At 61.1% G+C, this 17,175-nt stretch carries 14 protein-coding genes; 6 read left to right on the forward strand and 8 right to left on the reverse strand.

Going from position 1 to position 17,175, the window contains the following annotated elements; genetic code table 11:
• Positions 1 to 158: 158 nt before the first annotated feature.
• A complete protein-coding gene (locus J7E24_RS10855) occupies positions 159 to 2,030 on the forward strand; it encodes a glycoside hydrolase family 13 protein (protein ID WP_215137998.1) in 1,872 nt (623 codons plus the stop codon).
• Positions 2,031 to 2,222: 192 nt separating this feature from the next.
• On the opposite strand, the gene J7E24_RS10860 is transcribed toward J7E24_RS10855, so the two are convergent.
• The gene (locus J7E24_RS10860; RefSeq protein WP_215138000.1) at positions 2,223 to 2,567 is read right to left on the reverse strand and encodes a four-helix bundle copper-binding protein; all 345 of its coding nucleotides are present in this window, start codon (positions 2,565 to 2,567) and stop codon (positions 2,223 to 2,225) included.
• A gap of 243 nt (positions 2,568 to 2,810) precedes the next feature.
• Here J7E24_RS10860 and recQ point away from each other — a divergent pair, with 243 nt between their 5' ends.
• From recQ to J7E24_RS10880, 4 genes are all read left to right on the forward strand, one after another.
• Complete coding sequence (gene recQ / locus J7E24_RS10865) at positions 2,811 to 5,066, forward strand: DNA helicase RecQ (protein WP_215138002.1); 2,256 nt, start codon at positions 2,811 to 2,813, stop codon at positions 5,064 to 5,066.
• A 155-nt stretch (positions 5,067 to 5,221) separates the two neighbouring features.
• Complete coding sequence (locus J7E24_RS10870) at positions 5,222 to 6,040, forward strand: LexA family transcriptional regulator (RefSeq protein WP_215138004.1); 819 nt, start codon at positions 5,222 to 5,224, stop codon at positions 6,038 to 6,040.
• Positions 6,041 to 6,251: 211 nt separating this feature from the next.
• A complete protein-coding gene (locus J7E24_RS10875) occupies positions 6,252 to 6,971 on the forward strand; it encodes a pirin family protein (RefSeq protein ID WP_215138006.1) in 720 nt (239 codons plus the stop codon).
• A 9-nt stretch (positions 6,972 to 6,980) separates the two neighbouring features.
• The gene (locus J7E24_RS10880) at positions 6,981 to 7,697 is read left to right on the forward strand and encodes a GAF domain-containing protein (RefSeq protein WP_215138008.1); all 717 of its coding nucleotides are present in this window, start codon (positions 6,981 to 6,983) and stop codon (positions 7,695 to 7,697) included.
• A 146-nt stretch (positions 7,698 to 7,843) separates the two neighbouring features.
• Here J7E24_RS10880 and J7E24_RS10885 read toward each other — a convergent pair whose 3' ends face one another.
• The 6 genes from J7E24_RS10885 to J7E24_RS10910 form a co-directional block, all read right to left on the reverse strand.
• Positions 7,844 to 9,691 carry a M2 family metallopeptidase gene (locus J7E24_RS10885; RefSeq protein WP_215138010.1) on the reverse strand — a complete coding sequence of 616 codons (1,848 nt, stop codon included), beginning with the start codon at positions 9,689 to 9,691 and terminating at the stop codon, positions 7,844 to 7,846.
• 79 nt (positions 9,692 to 9,770) lie between these two features.
• Positions 9,771 to 10,715: a M90 family metallopeptidase gene (locus J7E24_RS10890; RefSeq protein ID WP_215138012.1), complete on the reverse strand. Its 945-nt coding sequence runs from the start codon at positions 10,713 to 10,715 to the stop codon at positions 9,771 to 9,773.
• Between the two features lie 58 nt (positions 10,716 to 10,773).
• Entirely contained in the window at positions 10,774 to 11,103 is a 330-nt protein-coding gene (locus tag J7E24_RS10895; protein WP_251047147.1) for a low molecular weight protein tyrosine phosphatase family protein, read from the reverse strand.
• Positions 11,104 to 11,117: 14 nt separating this feature from the next.
• The gene (locus J7E24_RS10900) at positions 11,118 to 12,401 is read right to left on the reverse strand and encodes a sugar MFS transporter (protein ID WP_215138016.1); all 1,284 of its coding nucleotides are present in this window, start codon (positions 12,399 to 12,401) and stop codon (positions 11,118 to 11,120) included.
• A gap of 246 nt (positions 12,402 to 12,647) precedes the next feature.
• The gene (locus J7E24_RS10905) at positions 12,648 to 14,066 is read right to left on the reverse strand and encodes a DEAD/DEAH box helicase (RefSeq protein WP_215138018.1); all 1,419 of its coding nucleotides are present in this window, start codon (positions 14,064 to 14,066) and stop codon (positions 12,648 to 12,650) included.
• A 219-nt stretch (positions 14,067 to 14,285) separates the two neighbouring features.
• Complete coding sequence (locus J7E24_RS10910; protein ID WP_215138020.1) at positions 14,286 to 15,224, reverse strand: YihY/virulence factor BrkB family protein; 939 nt, start codon at positions 15,222 to 15,224, stop codon at positions 14,286 to 14,288.
• Positions 15,225 to 15,440: 216 nt separating this feature from the next.
• Between J7E24_RS10910 and J7E24_RS10915 the strand changes: the two genes are divergently transcribed.
• A complete protein-coding gene (locus J7E24_RS10915; RefSeq protein WP_215138022.1) occupies positions 15,441 to 15,959 on the forward strand; it encodes a DUF2062 domain-containing protein in 519 nt (172 codons plus the stop codon).
• 158 nt (positions 15,960 to 16,117) lie between these two features.
• Here J7E24_RS10915 and J7E24_RS10920 read toward each other — a convergent pair whose 3' ends face one another.
• Positions 16,118 to 17,119: an enhanced serine sensitivity protein SseB gene (locus J7E24_RS10920; protein ID WP_215138024.1), complete on the reverse strand. Its 1,002-nt coding sequence runs from the start codon at positions 17,117 to 17,119 to the stop codon at positions 16,118 to 16,120.
• Between the last annotated feature and the right edge of the window lie 56 nt (positions 17,120 to 17,175).

The following is a 17,175-nucleotide window of genomic DNA, read 5'->3' on the forward strand; positions in this document are numbered from 1 at the left end:
GCAGTCGAAGCATCTCTACCCCAGTGCCAACCCTTTCGTTTGCTCAGTCATTGCAACGAAGCGGTAGAGATGCTTCGACTACGCTCCGCTGCGCTCAGCATGACGTTCTATTACGCCCAAATCCCAGCTTATCTTACCCCTCCAACCCACCCCGCCCCATGAAAAAACTCCTGCTCCTGCTGTTGCTCCTGCCACTGCTGACAACGGCCCAGTCCATCACCCGCGTAAACCCCACCAACTGGTGGGTGGGCATGCAGGAGCCGAAAGTGCAGTTGCTCGTGTACGGCCCGCAGGCCGGTACGCTGGCCTATACTATCGAACATCCGGGCGTCACGCTCACCGAAACCCACACCGTCGAGAACCCCAACTACGCCTTCCTCGACCTCACGATTGCGCCCGAGGCCAAGCCAGGTACCGTGCGGCTGGTGGGCCGGCGGGGCAACAAGCTCATCACCCACAAATGGGAGCTGAAAGCCCGCGACAACCGCCCCAAGGGCCAGGGCGTAACGGATGCCGACCTGATCTATCTGGCCATGCCCGACCGGTTTGTGAATGGCGACCCGAAAAACGACAAGTTCAAAGACCTGGCCGACCCCAACGCCGACCGCACCAACCCGTTCTTCCGCCACGGCGGCGACTTGCAGGGCGCGGCCCAGAAGCTCGATTATCTGCAGGATCTGGGCGTGACGGCCGTGTGGTTTACGCCCGTTATTGAAAACAACCAGCCTCTCACAGACGAAGGCGGTGCCATGCGCTCGGCCTACCACGGCTACGGTTTCACCGACCACTACACCGTGGATAAGCGGCTGGGCGGCAACGCGGCCTACCTGAACCTTGTGCAGCAGGCCCACGCCAAGGGCTTGAAAGTGGTGCAGGATGCCGTGTACAACCATGTGGGCATCAACCATTGGTTCGTCAAGGATTTGCCCTCCAAGGACTGGCTGCACCAGTGGCCCAGCTACACCAACACCAGCTACCGCTACCAGCCCATCACCGACCCACACGCCGCCAAAACCGACCGGCTTGTGACCACCGACGGCTGGTTCGTGCCCTTCCTGCCCGACCTCAACCAGCAGAACCCCTACGTGGCCAACTTCCTGATTCAGCACGCGCTGTGGTCGGTCGAAAACTTTGGGGTGGATGCCTGGCGGATTGACACTTACCTCTACAACGACCAGCCCTTCATGAACCGCTGCAACGCGGCGCTGCTGGCCCAATACCCCAACATCCACATCTTCGGCGAGTCGTGGGTGAACAACGTGGTCGACCAGGCCTACTACGTGCGTAACAAGATTGATTTTCCCTTCAAATCCAACCAGCCCGGCGCCCTCGACTTTGTGCTGGAAGGCGGCATGCTGGCGGCCCTGAAGGAAGTAGGCACCCCCGGCGCCACCGGCTGGGACAATGGCGCCCAGCGCGTATACCAGGCCCTGGCGCAGGATGCTGTGTACCAGGACCCCAACAAACTCGTCACCTTCCTCGACAACCACGACCACAACCGTTTTCTGTCGGAAGTAGGGGAGGACGTGGCCAAATTTAAAATGGGCCTGACGTGGATGCTGACCACGCGCGGCATTCCGAGCATCTATTACGGCACCGAAATCCTGATGAAGAACTACAAGGACCCCTCGGATGCCGAAGTGCGCCGCGACTTCCCCGGCGGCTTCCCCGGCGACCAGGCCAACAAGTTCACGGCCGCCGGCCGCACTGCTGCCGAAAACGACGCCTTCAACTTTGTGCGCACCCTGGCTACTTACCGCCGCACGCATCCCACGCTCAGCTCGGGCCAGCTGATGCAGTACCTGCCCGAAAACGGCCTTTACGTGTATTTTCGCTACGATGCCAACGGCACCGTAATGGTCGCCACCAACACAACCGACAAGGAGGCATCATTGCCCACCGCCCGCTTTTCGGAGCGCATGAGCGGCTTCACAAAAGCCAAAAACGTACTGACAGGCGAGGCTATAGCCAACTTGACCACGCTGCAGCTGCCCGCTAAAACGGCGGTAGTGCTGGAACTAGCGAAGTAGCCCAAAGCTACCAGAACGGCGTAGGGTGCGGGGCTTGTCCCCGCCCGCCGTTGAACTGTCCGCATAGGATTCGTTCAGCGGCGGGCGGGGACAGGCCCCGCACCCTACGCCGTTCTGGTATGCAATCTGCAAAATGCGGATATAGCGCGAAACTGAAGCTTCGCGCTATATCCGCATTTGCGTACTTCTGTCCTACTTCTGGTAGCTCTTGCAGGCCTCCACGCAGGCGCGGCAGGCCTCGGCGCACTGCTGGCAGTGGTCGTGCTGGTGCTTGCCACACTCATCGGCACACTTCTGGCAAATTTCGATGCACTCTTTGAGCACGTGCTGGGCGTGGTCGGAGCCGCGGGCAATGAAGGCGTGGGTGAGGCGGCAGATATCGGCGCAGTCGCGGTCGAGGCGAATGCAGGGTACCATCATTTTGATGTCATCTTCCTGCAGGCAGGCAGTGGCGCAGGTTTCGCAGGCGGCAATGCAGCGGGCGAGGGCGTCGAGGACCTGCTGGTTTTGGGTGGCGGAAGTGGTGGATTGAGCCATAATAATGGAAGGGTTTGGAATGAATGGTATGTCGATGAAAGAGGAACCTGGGCTACCTGTTCCAAGCCAAGTGTTGTGAGCAAGTAGCTCAGAATCCTTATTCCTCGACATGGTTAGTACCCTTTGTACGGGTGGGGCACGACAGTCGTTCGTGCACGATTTTGCAGGCTGCGTGCACGATTCCCGCTTTGTGCGGGTTCATTTCCTGCTTTCCGCCGCCGCCATTTACTGTACCTTTGCGCTATGCTATTCGCCGCCGAACCCCTCGCCCCGACCATCGAATCTGCCCGCCTCGTGCTCAAAAAGTACTACGGCTACGACACGTTCCGGCCGATGCAGGAGGACATTATCCGCAACATTATGGGCGGGCAGGACACGGTGGTGCTCATGCCCACCGGCGGCGGCAAAAGCGTGTGTTTCCAGGTGCCGGCCGTGGTGCAGGAAGGCGTCTGCATCGTCGTTTCGCCGTTAATTGCGCTGATGAAGGATCAGGTGGAGGCCCTGAAGGCCAACGGCATCCCGGCGGCCTACATCAACAGCAGTGTGGGCAGCAGCGAGGCCAACAACATTGCCGCCGACTGCCTCAACGGCCACCTCAAGCTGCTCTACGTGAGCCCCGAAAAGCTGCTCTCCGACGGTTTTCTGAGCTTTCTCAAGCGGCTGCGCGTGAGCATGTTCGCCATCGATGAAGCCCACTGTATCTCGTCGTGGGGCCATGATTTCCGGCCCGAGTACACCCAGCTGCGGGTGCTGCGCGACCAGTTTCCGCAGGTGCCCATCATTGCCCTCACCGCCACCGCCGACCGCCTCACCCGCCGCGACATTCAGCAGCAGCTGCGCCTGAGCAAGCCCCGGGTGTTTCTGTCGAGTTTTGACCGGCCCAACCTCAACCTCATTGTGCGGCCGGGCCAGGATCGGGTAGGGGGCATTCTGGAGTTTCTGGAGCGCCACCAGGGCGAGGCGGGCATCATTTACTGCCTGAGCCGCAAGCAGTGCGAAACGCTGGCCCAGAAAATTCAGGCCAAGGGTATTAAGGCCGGCTACTACCACGCCGGCCTCACGCCCAACCAGCGCAGTGCGGTGCAGGAAGGCTTTCTGAAGGACGACTTGCAGGTGATTGTGGCCACCATTGCCTTCGGCATGGGCATCGACAAGAGCAACGTGCGCTGGGTGATACATTACAACCTGCCCAAAAATATCGAGGGCTACTACCAGGAAATCGGCCGGGCCGGCCGCGACGGCTCGCCCGCCACAGCGCTGCTGTTCTACTCGTTTGGCGATGTGATGAGCCTGCGCGACATGCTCACCAAAGAAAACCCCCAGCTCAACCAGCTCAACCTCACCAAGCTGGAGCGCATGCAGCAGTTTGCCGAGGCCGCCGGCTGCCGCCGCCGCATCCTGCTCAACTACTTTGGCGAAACCCTGCCCCACGACTGCGGTAACTGCGACATCTGCCGCAACCCACCCACCACCTTCGACGGCACCGAAATAGCCCAGAAGGCCCTCTCGGCCCTGGTGCGGGGGCGCGAGCGGCTCAGCATCAGCCTGCTGATTGATGTGCTGCGCGGCATGCGCAACCAGGCCGTACTCAGCGGCGGTTACGACCAGATAAAAACCTACGGTGCCGGCCGCGACCTGCCCTACCTCGACTGGTACAGCTACGTGCATCAGATGCTGAACGACGGGCTGGTGTACATTGCCTACGAGGAAGGCTACGCGCTCAAAATAACGGACCTGGGCCGCGAAGTGCTGCTAGGCCAGCGGCCGGTGTCGATGAAGAAGTTTCAGCCCGCCGAGAAGGCCGAGAAGAAGCCGCGGGGCCGCAAAGCCGCCGCTACGGCTGCCGTGCCTGCCGCTTCGCGCGAGGCCCAGCTGTTCGAGGCCCTGCGCGCCCTGCGCAAGCGCATTGCCGACGAGCAGGGCGTGCCGCCCTATGTCATCTTCACCGATTCTACGCTCCAGGAAATGGCGGCCGAGCGCCCCGTAAACCGGGTGGCTATGCTGGGCATTTCGGGTGTGGGCATGAAGAAGTTCGATACCTACGGCGAGGCCTTTATCCGGGAGGTGATGGCCCACGGCGGCAACCCCGCCGCCCAGGCCGAGTTCGACGATGCACTGCCCACCGGCCTCGACCCCGATGATGCCGGCGCGCCCCGCGCCCCGCGCAAGAAAGAGGCGAATACGGAGGCTGGCTCGACGGTCGAAACCACCTACCAGCTCCACCGCATGGGCCTGAGCCCCGAGGCCATTGCCGAGCGCCGCGGCCTGGCCCTAAGTACCATCCAAAGCCACCTGACGACGTTGTATACCAACGGGTTCGAGTTGCGGCTGGAAGATTTCCTGTCGTCGCAGGATTTAGCCAACATTCAAACGGCCGTAGCCCAGCTCGGCGGCCAGCCGCTGCTGCGCGACCTGTTCGACCACCTGCGCGAAGACTACGACTACTTCCGGCTGCGGCTGGCGCAACAGTACTTCCGGCGGCTGCGCGGCGAAGGGTAGCCGTTGGGCCAACCCAATAGTCAGCAGGCTTTATCGTAAAAATTTTAGTAAAGTTTTCAGCTAATTGAATTAGTATTATCGTAGCGGAGTTCTTATCTTCGTGAGCCGGTCCCTATAGGCCTTTTTTGCCCCGTTTCCCCGGCTCCCTCTGCGTTATGATTAATACGAACCTTAAATTCTGGCGGCGCGAGCTGAGTCTTACCCAGGCGCAGATGGCCGAAAAACTCGGCATCAAACGCTCGTTGGTGGGTGCTTATGAAGAAGGCCGGGCCGAACCCAAGCTGGCAACCCTCGTGAACATGGCCCGCCTGTTTGGCATCACACTCGATGCACTGGTAACCACCGACTTCAGCAAGAAAAAGAACGCCAAAGCCGCTGCCCAGCTGCAGGCCCAGAACGCCCAGATGGCGGCCACCGACACCAGCGCCGTGCATGCGGGCGGGGGTAAGCTGCGCATTCTGGCCCTGACCGTGGACCGGGAACAGAACGAGAACATTGAGCTGGTGCCCCAGAAGGCCGCCGCCGGTTACCTCAACGGTTACGCCGACCCCGAGTACCTGGAGGAGCTGCCCAAGTTCCGGCTGCCGATGCTGGGCAGTTCGGGCACGTTCCGGGCCTTCGAAATTGCCGGCGACTCGATGCTGCCCATTGCCAGCGGCACCGTTATCGTGGGACGCTACATTGATGACTGGCTGAACCTCAAGGATGGTACGCCCTGCATCATCGTCAGCAGCAAGGAAGGCATTGTATTCAAGCGGGTGTTCAACCGCCTTAAAGACAATGCTATGCTGGCGCTGCATTCCGACAATCCGCTGTACTCGCCCTACGAAATTGATGTGGAGGACGTAGTGGAAATCTGGGAGGCCAAGGCGTACATCAGCAGCACGTTCCCGATTGCCGACCTTTCGCTGACGCGGCTCGCCAGCATTGTGCTCGACCTGCAGCAGCAGGTGAGCACGATGAAAAAGGTGTAGCAAATCAGGGCAACAGCAGCAGGCTCCCCCGATTCAGCTGCTTTCAACGAACTCTGAACCAGCATCTGCATTCAGGCTTTCACTCTCACTCCGGCCCTGTTGCCTTCACTGGCGGCGGGGCCGGATGTTATGGGGCAGTCCGCATCCGGAGCTAACTTCCGGGGGCGGGCTGCGTAAATCGGTACAGTACTCACTTGATTTCTCTCTCCCGATGCTGAAGCTGATTCCTGCCACCGACCGTTACCATGCTACCCCCACCAACTGGCTAAGCAGCTATTACCTGCTTAGCTACGCCGATTACAACGACCCCGATAACGAGCATTTTGGCCCGTTGCGGGCCTTTAACGATGCTACTATTCAGGGCAAGGGTGGCTACCCGCAGCAGCCGCGCTCCGAAATGGAGATTGTTACGCTGGTGCTTGATGGGGAACTGCAACACGACGACACGGTGGGCAACCGCGGTGTGGTGAAGAAGGGCGACGCGCAGCGTATTACGGCCGGCACCGGCCTGGCGCACGCCGAAATGAACGCCACCGATACGCCCACGCATATTTTTCAGATGTGGCTGCTGCCCAGCCAGCCAGGGCTGGCACCCAGCTACGAGCAGAAGGACATCAACCTGTTTGATACCAGCAACAAGCTGGTTCCGATAGCCTCGGGCCAGAAAGTGCTCGAAGATCTGCTCTACATCAATTCCAACAGCACTATTTACTGGTGCAACCTCGATGCCGACGAAACGGTGCGCTTCAAAACCTTTCCCATCCGAAACACTTTCATTTATGTACTCGATGGGCACCTTTTTGTAAACGGCCTCGATGTAGGCACCAGCGACCAGCTGCGGGCCACCGATGAGCATGTACTCGAAATTCAGGCGACGGCCGATGCCCGTTTTGTGCTGCTCGATCTGCCGGTTTCTCCGGCTAACTACTAAATTTACTGCATGCGCATTTCCTTTCCCGACAGCCTGATACCAGCCGATGAGGCCGCCCGGCTGCGGGCCCTGCACCTTTACCAGATTGCTAACACACCCCCTGAGCCCATTTTTGACGAATACGTTGCCTGGGCAGCACAGCTGTTTAATACCCCCATTGCCGTAATTTCTCTGGTTGACGAGGAACACGTCTGGTTTAAGGCGGTAGCCGGAGCCGACGACCTTACCGAACTACCCCGCAACTCCAGCCTTTGCTCGGCGGCCATCCTGGTCGATGTCCCCATCGTTACGTCCGACTATTCGCCTGACAGCTGCCAGATTATCAAGCCCGATGTGGCTTTGCAGATGGGCCTAAGCTTTTATGCCGGCGCCGCACTACGCACGCCCGATGGCTCCCGCATCGGTATGATGGCCGTAATCGGGCAGGAAGAGCGGGTACTATCGGAGGCAGAAGAGGGGGTATTGAAGCACTTGTCGGTGCTCGTCAGCCGTATCATTGAGTTGCGGTTCAAGTACCTGCAGGCTGAGCACAACGCCGATTGGGAGGCCGCTCAGCGCGAGCTTTCTGCTACGCTCGACGACAACGCGACGCTTACCCGTTACCTGATGGCCCGCAATGATGGGCTTAATCTCAACGACCCCGAAATACACGCCCTCGTGGTTGCCCGCATGGCCGGTATGGTTAAGGTACTGGACCGCCGGATGGACGAAAACGACGCGGCGTAGCAACCAGTTGCTACGCCGCCGCGGTTACAAAGCTGCCCAGCGCTGCTACAAGTAGCTCCAGCGCCTTGGGCACGGGCCGGATGTGGCGGGAGTGCTGCATGCTGTACGAAAAAGAATGGTCCGGCAAAGCTGCCGGACCATGGAGGTTACATAGTGTATTTGCGGCCTTTGTTTTTCTCCTTGAGGTAGGCCATCAGCGGCTGGAAGTATTCGACCATGGCGCGGGCCGAGAGGTCTTCGCCGGTTTTCTCCTTGAGCACCGTGCGCCAGTCCTTGCTCGCGCCGGGCCGCATAATGTCGGCCAGGAAGGCGCCGACTTCCTGGCTGCCGTAGTAATTGGTGGCGTGCGGGTCCTGCTTGAGAATGTTTTTGGCGATGTGGTCGTGGAGTTGGAACAGGATGACGTAGCTCAGGGCATAGTCGTAGTACTGGGCCGGGTCGTCGTTGATGTGGGTTTTGGTGGCCGGGTCGAGGTACTGCTCGCCGCGGGTTGTGGGTGGCACTATTCCCTGGTACTGCTTGGCCAGTTCCCACCAGCGGGCATTCAGCTGGTCGGCGGGCAGGTTGTCGGCGTAGAAGCTGTTTTCCCACTCGCTCATTACGCCCGAGGCAAATGGGATGAATACCACTGAGCCGAGTGCCTCCTTCAGCAACGACTGCATCTCATCGGTTTTCACTTTGGGGTCAATCAGCCCCAGGCCGGCCAGAAACGGCTTTTGCCGGGCGGCCAGGCCCATCAGGCTGCCCATGGCCTCGTGGTAGGCGCGGTTGGCGCCGCCTCGCAGCAGCACCGGCACCTCGGGGTTGGTGTAGCTGAGGTAGTAGTAAATGTGGCCCAGCTCGTGATGGGTGGTTTCATACCACTCGGCGTTGGGCTCCACGCTCATCAGGCTGCGCACGTCCTGCTCCAGGTTCATGTGCCAGGCCGAGGCGTGGTTGTTCTTCTTATAATCAGCCCCCTTGGGCAGTGGGTACAGGCTCGACTTCTCGTAGAACACCGGCGGCAGGGCCGGGAACCCCAGGCTCTGGTAGAAACGCTCGGCCTGCTGCACCTGCCACTCGGCCCCTTTTTTGGCCAACACCGGGTCGAGGTCGAGGCCCTTCACTTCCACCATACTGCTCCAGTCCTGGCCCCAGCGGTTGGGCAGCCAGGAGGCGGGCAGATAATCGGGCACCTGCTTCACGCCGTACTGCTTGGCCAGCTCGTAGCGGGCGTACGTGTGCAGCTCGCGGTAGAGCGGCCGCAGCTCATCGTTGAGCTGGCGCACCAGCGTCATCATCTCCTGGCGGTTCAGGCCATAGTCGGAGGCCTGGTAGGTGAAGTAATCGGGGTAGCCCAGGGCCTGCACCGTTTGGTTGCGCAGGTCGCGCAGCTTCAGCAGGCCGGGCTTCAGCGTGGGGCCAATTTCCTTGCTGACCTCCCAGAGCTGTTGCCGCCGGGCAGGGTTTTTCTCCTTGCGCAGCAGCTCGTCCAGGTCGTTGGTGGTTACCGACTTGCCCTGGTATTTGTAGTCGAAGCCGTAAAGCTTTTCGGTCTGCTGGGTTTCGGCCTTGATGCGGGCCTTCACCACATCGGCAATGATCTGGGGCGAGTTGGCGGCGTTGTAAAGGGCTGTTTCAAGCTGCTTTACCTGCAGACCGGTCAGCTCGGCTTTGTGCTCCAGTAGCTGGCGCAGGCGGGTTATGTTTTCCGTCGAGCCGGTGAAGGCGGCCATCCGCTCGTTAGCGCGGGCCGTGGCCCCGGCATTGGCCGTGTCGCCGGGTACAATGTGGATATTGGAGCGCCACTCGGCCTCGGCCGACGCCGTGTACAGCTGCTGATACCGGCGCGAATAGTCGGCCAGGTAGGTTTCGGCCAGCGACGGCCAGTGGGGCGCGGCCGGAGCCGGCTGGGTTTCGGGTGGGGGCGTAGTAGCTACCGGAACCTGGGTGGTGGGGGCGCAGGCCGCGAGCAGCGTAGCAGTGGCGAGTACGGGCAGGAAGGACTTTTTCATGGGCAATATATAGCGTGGCTGGGGTGATGTTTGGGATAGTTACCCCAGATTGCTAAGATACGCTGCCCACCGAAATGCCTTACGTAGCTGCCTGTTCCTGGGCCAGGTGGCAATCTTTGTACTTCTTGCCGCTGCCGCAGGGGCAAGGCGAGTTGCGGCCGAATTTGCGGCGGCTGCGTAGCGTCTTAAGCCACTCGCGCGGGTCAACGGCTCGGCGCAGGAAACGGCTCTTGGGGTTTTGGCGGAAGGCCAGCAGCAGCAGGCCGTATAGTTCGGGGTGGTGCTCCTGCAGCTTCTCGGGCTTCTCGAAAAAGTACTCCGTCACCACGGCGAAAAACTCGGCCTCGTTAGTACCCGCGTAGTCGTTTATTTCGGAGTTGCCGGCCCGGATGGCCTCAATTTCGCGCTTCATCACGGCTTCCCATTCGGGGCGCAGGGCCTCGGGCAGGGCCAGGCCGGGCACGCCGTCAATCACGCCGTCGGCTTCATCAAGCAAGTGGGCAAACTCATGGATGCCCACGTTCTGGCGGTCGAGCGAATCCTGGAAGCCGCGCTCCAGCGACGTTTTCGACAGGCGCATGTAGTGCGACGTCTGGAAGCCCTGCACGCTGCCGAGCAGAGTGCCTTCGAGGCCTACGTACTCCTTGTTGGGGTCGCGCTGCTGAGTCCAGGCATCGGGCACCACCAGCACCTCGCTCAGGTTGCCATACTCCCAATCGGGAAAGCCGAACACCGGAATAATGGCCGAAGCCGCCACCAGTAGCCGGGTAGCATCGTCCAGCTCAGTTTGGACGCCCGTTACGCGGGTCTGGGCCAGAAACAGCTGCACGCGCTTCTCGAAACGGGTTTTGTCGATTTCGGTAAGCGAGAGGTAAAAGGCCACCCGCTCGCTGAGTACCACCCGCCAGGCCGCCGGGAAGTCTTCGGCCAGGGCTGCGCTTTTCAGGCGGTCATCTTGGGTGAGGTAGCGGTAGAAAAAGAAGCCCACCAGGGCTAATAGTGCAAAAAAGAACAGGTAAGGCATGAGGCGCTAAACGGCCGGTCGGGGCTCAGGGTTGGCCGGCCTACTAGTTAGCCGGCGCCTATACGTCCACGGCCAGCTGTTCGCGCAGCCGCTCACGCAGCAGCTCGATCAGTAGGTGGCTCATAAACTGGAACTTGTCAGGAATGCGCAGGTTGATGACGCGCTTGCCGGCCAGCTCCTCCGGGAACTTCTGGCGCAGAATATCGGCGTGGCGGCGTTCCATCACCAGCACCACCTCGGCCCAGCCCAGGTGGCCGGCGGTTACGCGCACGCGGGCCCCCGGCTCGGTGCCGGCCGAACGGGCCTGACATGTAGGATGGTTATCCAGCAGCCGCTCGGCCGTCAGGCTGCGCCAGCGGTTCTGACTACAGATAAACAGGAGCTTCATGTGAACCCGTGCTGCTAGGCCGCGCGGGCGGCTACTACGGGGCGGTGGCCTTTGAGGCCGTACCACACAATGTAGGCGTAGCAGAGCACCGGCAGCACAAAGGCCCAGCGCAGCCCGCTGCTGTCGGCCACCATGCCAAACAGCAACGGAATGATGGCGCCCCCCACAATGCCCACGTTCAACAGGCCCGAGGCCTCCTCGGTGTGGCGGCCCAGGTCGCGCACGGCCAGCGTGAAAATGGTGGCAAACATAATGGAGTTCATCAGGCCCACCGCCAGCAGGCTCCACATGGCCAGCGCGCCAGTGGTGCTCACCGACAGCAGCACCAGCAGCACGGCGCCCAGCGCGTTAAAGGCCAACAGGCGGCCCGGATTGAATTTATTGAGTAGGTAAGCCCCCATAAAACGGCCTACCATGGCCCCGCCCCAGTACCAGGCCACCTTGTCGCCGGCCAGTTTGGGCGAGAGGCTCATCACGTCGGGCAGGTGCAGGTAGTTGACGATGTGCGAGCCGATGGCCACCTCGCCGCCTACATAGGCGAAAATAGCCAGCACCCCGAAAACCAGGTGGCGGTAGTGGTAGGCGCGGCGGCTCAAGTCCTCGTTCTCCGACTCCGCGTGCTTGATTTTGGGCAACCTGAGCATGGCCAGCAGCAGGCTGATAAGCACCAGCACGCCGCCAATGGCCAAGTAGGGCGTCTGCACGGCCTTCACATCAATGGCCGCTGCCGCCGCAGTAGTGTCGAGGTCGGGCAGGTTGTTGAGGATGAGGGCCGAACCCAGCAACGGGGCCACCGTGGTTCCCAGCGAGTTAAAAGCCTGCGTAAGCGTAAGCCGCGCCGGCGCCGACTGTGCCGGACCCAGAATAGCCACGTAGGGGTTGCCCGCCACTTGCAGCAGCACAACGCCCGTCGCCAGCACAAACAGTGCCCCCAGAAACAGCCCGTAGCTACGGCTATCGGCGGCCGGGTAGAACAGAAACGAACCCAGCGCGGCAATCAGAAACCCGGTCAGCATGCCACCCTTGTAGCCTATGCGCTGCACCAGCCGCCCGGCCGGAATGCCCATCACGAAGTAGGCCCCGAAAAAACACAGGTTAATGAGGTTGGCCTGCGTGTAGCTGAGGCTGAAAATGGCTTTCAAGTACGGAATCAGAATATCGTTCAGACAGGTGATGAAGCCCATCATGAAGAACAGCACCGTGAGCGAGGCCAGGGCGGGCGTGTAGTTGGGCGTTTCGGTGCCGGGTGCGGTGGGCATAGTGGCCGGAATTGGGGCAGAAGACAGAGGGGCGGCCATAAGGACGAAGGTGGGAAAAGGTGGGCGACCAAACAGCGGATTCAGGGGGTAAGTCCGCCCAGCAAAGTAGCGGATTTCCGCCTCATACCTGCTGCATACACCCATGCAGCATGCCTTTTGCTTGATATTGGCAAAAATAACATCAGCCAGCGGCTCAATGCAGGCAGTTCATCCGCAAAAAAAGCCCGCCCCGACGCCATAACGGCATCGGGGCGGGCGAGGTACTTGGAAAACGGGGCCGACGCGTTAGGCCACTATCGATACGCGCACTTTGCGGCCCTTTACCTTGGTGCCGGCCAAGCGCTCGGCCACCAGCTGGGCCTGCTCGCGGGGCACGGCTACATAGCTGTAATAGTCGAACACCTCAATGTGGCCGACTTGCTCGCGGGCTACGCCGCCCACGTTCACAAAGGCACCTACCAAATCGTGGGCGCTTACCTTATCCTTCTTGCCGGCCGAAACGTGCAGCGTTACGTTCTCGGGGCGTGGTGCTTTGGGGGCGGCAGGCGGTAGTTTGGGCGCGTGCAGGGGCGCCCACTTGATGCCCTCGGCCACCGGCCACTTGCTTACGTGGCTCTTTTCTTTTTCGGTGGCCAGCAGGTGAGCCGTGCCGGCGGCTCCGGCGCGGGCCGTGCGGCCAGCCCGGTGCTGGAAACCGTCGGCCTTGTCAGGCGCGTCGTACTGCACTACCGTGTCGAGCTGGGTTACGTCGATGCCACGGGCGGCCACGTCGGTGGCCACCAGTACCTGACTGGAGCCGTTGCGCAGCTTCAGCAGGGCTTTGTCGCGCTCGGGCTGGGGCATTTTGCCGTGCAGCACCTCGGCCGCTACGCCGCGGCCCACCAAAAAGCGCGTCAACTCCATGCACCGGTCGCGGGTGTTGCAGAAGATAAGGGCGCGGCCGGTTTCGGGCAAATTCAGCAGGTGCAGCAGCGCGGCCGGCTTCTGCTCGATAGGCCCAACGTGGCCGAGCAGGGTCAGGTTTTCGGGCAGCTCGTCGGTGTCCTGGCCCGCGTTTACTACGCGCGGCCGGGTTAGGTTTTTCCGAATCAGATCCAACACCTTGTCCGACATGGTGGCCGAGAACAGCAGGGTCTGGCGGCGGCGCGGCAGGCGCTTGATAATTTCCACCAGCTCATCCTGAAAGCCCAGTTCCAGCAGCTTGTCGGCCTCATCCAGAATCAGGGTTTTGAGCTGGTTGGGGATGATGGAGCGCCGCTCGAAGTGGTCGAGCAAACGGCCGGGCGTGGCCACCACAATGTGCGGGGCCTGGGTGAGCGAGGCGGTTTCTTCGCGGAAGGCGTGGCCGCCGTAGAAAGCCGCCACCCGCAGGTTGGGCATATACTTGCCCAGCTTTTTGAGGGCGTCGCGCACCTGCAGGGCCAGCTCGCGGGCCGGCACCAGCACAATTACCTGCACCGCATCCTGCTTCAAATCGAGCAGTTGCAGGACCGATAGGCCGTAAGCAGCCGTTTTGCCCGAGCCGGTGGGAGCCTGTCCGGCTACATCCTGCCCGGCCAGGGCCATCGGCACTACCTGCTCCTGCACGGGCGTGGGCGTCTGGAACTGGAGCTCTTCCAGGGCTTGCAGCAACTCGGGCGTCAGGCCCAAATCAGCGAAAGTAGCGGTGGCGGCGGCAGGGGTATTCGGTTCGGTCGGGGTCATATTCAGAGATTCAATCAGCAAAGATAAGGCTTTGCGAGAGGGGAGCGGTGGCTGGGGAGAGATAGTAGAAGTTAGAGGTGAGAAGTAAGAGGGAACGTCATTCAGAGCGCAGCGAAGAATCTCGCGTGCTGACGTCGAGTTACTATCGCAACATTAGCACGCGAGATTCTTCGCTTCGCTCTGAATGACGCTCTGTTTCCCGTTATCCCCCACTAACCACTACTCTTCCTCTACCACATCAACCAGCTTGTAGCGCACGGCCGATTTTTTGGGGCGGATGTCGAGGCCTGCATACTGGGCGTATGCCTTGGTGAAGCAGGCGCCGAAATAGAATATCATGGCCGAATAGAACACGAACAGCAGCACCAACACAATGCTCGAAGCCGGCCCGTAGATGGGGCCCAGGTTGCGCGGAACCAGCAGCAGCCCCAGCGCGCTTTCGCCCAGGCTGATGAGGCTGCCTGTGAGCAGCGCCCCGCGCCAAACGGCTTTACGCGGGATTTTGGCCGAACTCAGGTTGCGGAATGTAACGCCGCACCAGCCCACCAGAATCAGTAGCGAAAACAGCCGGTTGGCTATTTCCAGCACCACATCACTAAACGTGGCATTAAAGTAGTCGGCGTAGCTGGCCACAAAACCCAGGGCCGCATCCGACAGAAAGGCCAGCATCGAGAGCAGACCGGTGGCCAGCAGCAGACCCAGCGAGCGGGCCCGCTCCTTGAGCACGGTGCGTAGCTGGCCGGTGCGGCGGCGTACCCGAACCTGCCATATCTGGTTGAGCGAGTGCTGAATAACGCCGAACAGGGTGGTGGCAATGAACAGCAGAAACGCGAAGCCCAGCCACGTAACCAGCCGGCTGCGCGCCACATCGGTTACGTTGCGCAGAATCTGCTCGACCAGGCCCGCCGCCGAGGCGCCCAGCAGGTGCGAGAGTTTGGTCAGCAGCAGCACCCGCACCTGCGAGGCCGAGTACAGGTAGCCCAATCCCTGAATGAGAATGATGACGATGGGCGGTAGGGCAAACGTGGCAAAAAAGGCCGTGGCCGCCCCCAGCCGCAGCGGGTCGTGGGTGCCAAACTCGCGGGCCGCGTGGCGTAGCAGCAGCCAGAATACAACGAACGGACGGCGGGCTACGGGCCGCAGGTGTACTTTTGTCATGGAAGGCACCCGCCGGCCCAGGTTTGGGCGAACCGGCAATTGTGCAAAGGTAGGTGCTGCCCGGCCTACTTACGGCAAGTTTGGTGCTCCTGGAGGGGTTGTGCGCTTATCTTTGCCCGCCGGCCCACATGCTTACCGCCAGTTGGCAGGCGGCGTTTGCCGGAGCTGCCGGGTAAGCACAACACGGCCTGTTTTTTACGTTTGAAATTCCCTGCTGTGTCTGAACCGCTGTCTGAACCGCTGGCGCCACCCCGTAGCTGGTGGCAACGCCGGATTACCGACCCCGTGCTCGGGCTGCTGCGCCAGGGCCTCACGCCGCACCAGCTGGCCCTTACGGTGGTGCTGGGCTCGGCCTGCGGGGTAGTGCCGGTGCTGGGCCTAACGACGCTCACGGCTACATTTGCAGCCTTGCGGCTGCGCCTGAATGTGGCCGCCACGCTGCTCATTGCCCACCTCTGGAGCCCGGTACAGTTGCTGCTTGTTATTCCGCTGTTGCGGCAGGGGGCTTTGCTATGGGGCGACCAGGCACCTGAGCTCACCCTCGACAAATTACGCTACCTGCTGGCCAACGACTGGCTGGCAGCGCTGCAGCTACTCTGGCAAGCCATGCTGGGCGCGCTACTACTCTGGGCCGGCGCGTTTCTGGTGCTGGGGCCGGTTGTGTATTTCGTGCTGCGCCCGCTGCTGGCGCGGGCCATGCGTAACAAAAGTTCAGAAACAACAGCGTTAGAATAAGGCGGACACAACACAGGAAATGCCGCCCTTTGGCACTTGGGCTGTAACGTAAAGCGCCAGCTTCGTGCATCGTTGCTGACTGCCAACTATATAAACGAAAAAAAGGAACGCCACTCCGTCTGGAATGGCGTTCCTTTCTAAGCTCTAAGCTCTAAGCTCTAAGCCCGGGCGTACACCGGCTCGGTGGTGCGCAGGTACTGAACCAGCGGCTCCTCAGAATTGGGGTCAATCAGCATCAGGTCCACGAACTGCTCTTCGGCAATGTTGCCCTTGATGATGGGGCCCAGGTCCTGCATAAAGGCGGGGTCGGTTTCTTCGGTATCGAAGGCCACAAGTAGCCGCGACTGCTCGGGGGCGTTCTGCAGGCGCATTTCGGCCAGATATACATTGCGGATGGCCGGCTGGGTGGCGCTGTACGTGCGCAGGCCTTCGAGCAGGGCGGTGGGCTCGGGCTCGGGCTGGTGCAGGGTTACCTGCACATCTTGCTGCGGCGCGCCCTCGAAGAGCTGGCCGGACACCAGGGCCTTGATTTCGTCGGCCGGCATCAGCTTGCCCACTGCCGAGAAAGGATTGATGGCGCAGTCGGCGTCCTGCACCATAGTGAAGAAGTCGTGGCCCCGCAGGCGCATGTAGGTAACGCTGCCCTCGGGTACGGCACCGTTATCAAAAATGCGCTCCACAGCGGTGAAAATGGCAATTTTACCATCATGTAGCGCCTGTAGCTGGATTTCCATGCCTTCAGTTGGCGTAATCTCGCCGGGCTCCTGGTCTTCGCGGGCGGCCAGCACCACGGTCAACTCCTCGCCCAGCAGGGCCTGGTAGAAGGGTGGCCGGAACTGCGGGTCGTAGGAGGCCTGCAGCAGTAGCTGCTCCAGAATGTTGGTGGGCTCGAAAGCAGGCTGCTCAGGCATGCCACCATCCGGCTGGCCGGCCATCATGCCGGGCATGGCAATGGGCGGGGCCGGCGGAATCATGGGCATGGGAGCCGGGGCTTCCGGGGCAGGCATCTGGTAGTTGGAGCCTTTGTAGCGGGGGCCGGCCGGCTCGGCTGGCGTAGCCGGGGCAGCTGGCGCGGTGCCGGATCCGGCGGCCGTAGCAGGCGTTGCAGGTGCCGAAGTGTTGTCTTCGGACTTCTTCTTCAGAAAGTCAAATAGGGCCATATTCAAGCAAAGAAATGAAGGTGCAAGCTAAGCAGGTTTGGGCGAAGATGCACGAC

Origin of the sequence: Hymenobacter sp. ISL-91 (assembly GCF_018613725.1) — a bacterium.
Lineage (GTDB): Bacteria > Bacteroidota > Bacteroidia > Cytophagales > Hymenobacteraceae > Hymenobacter.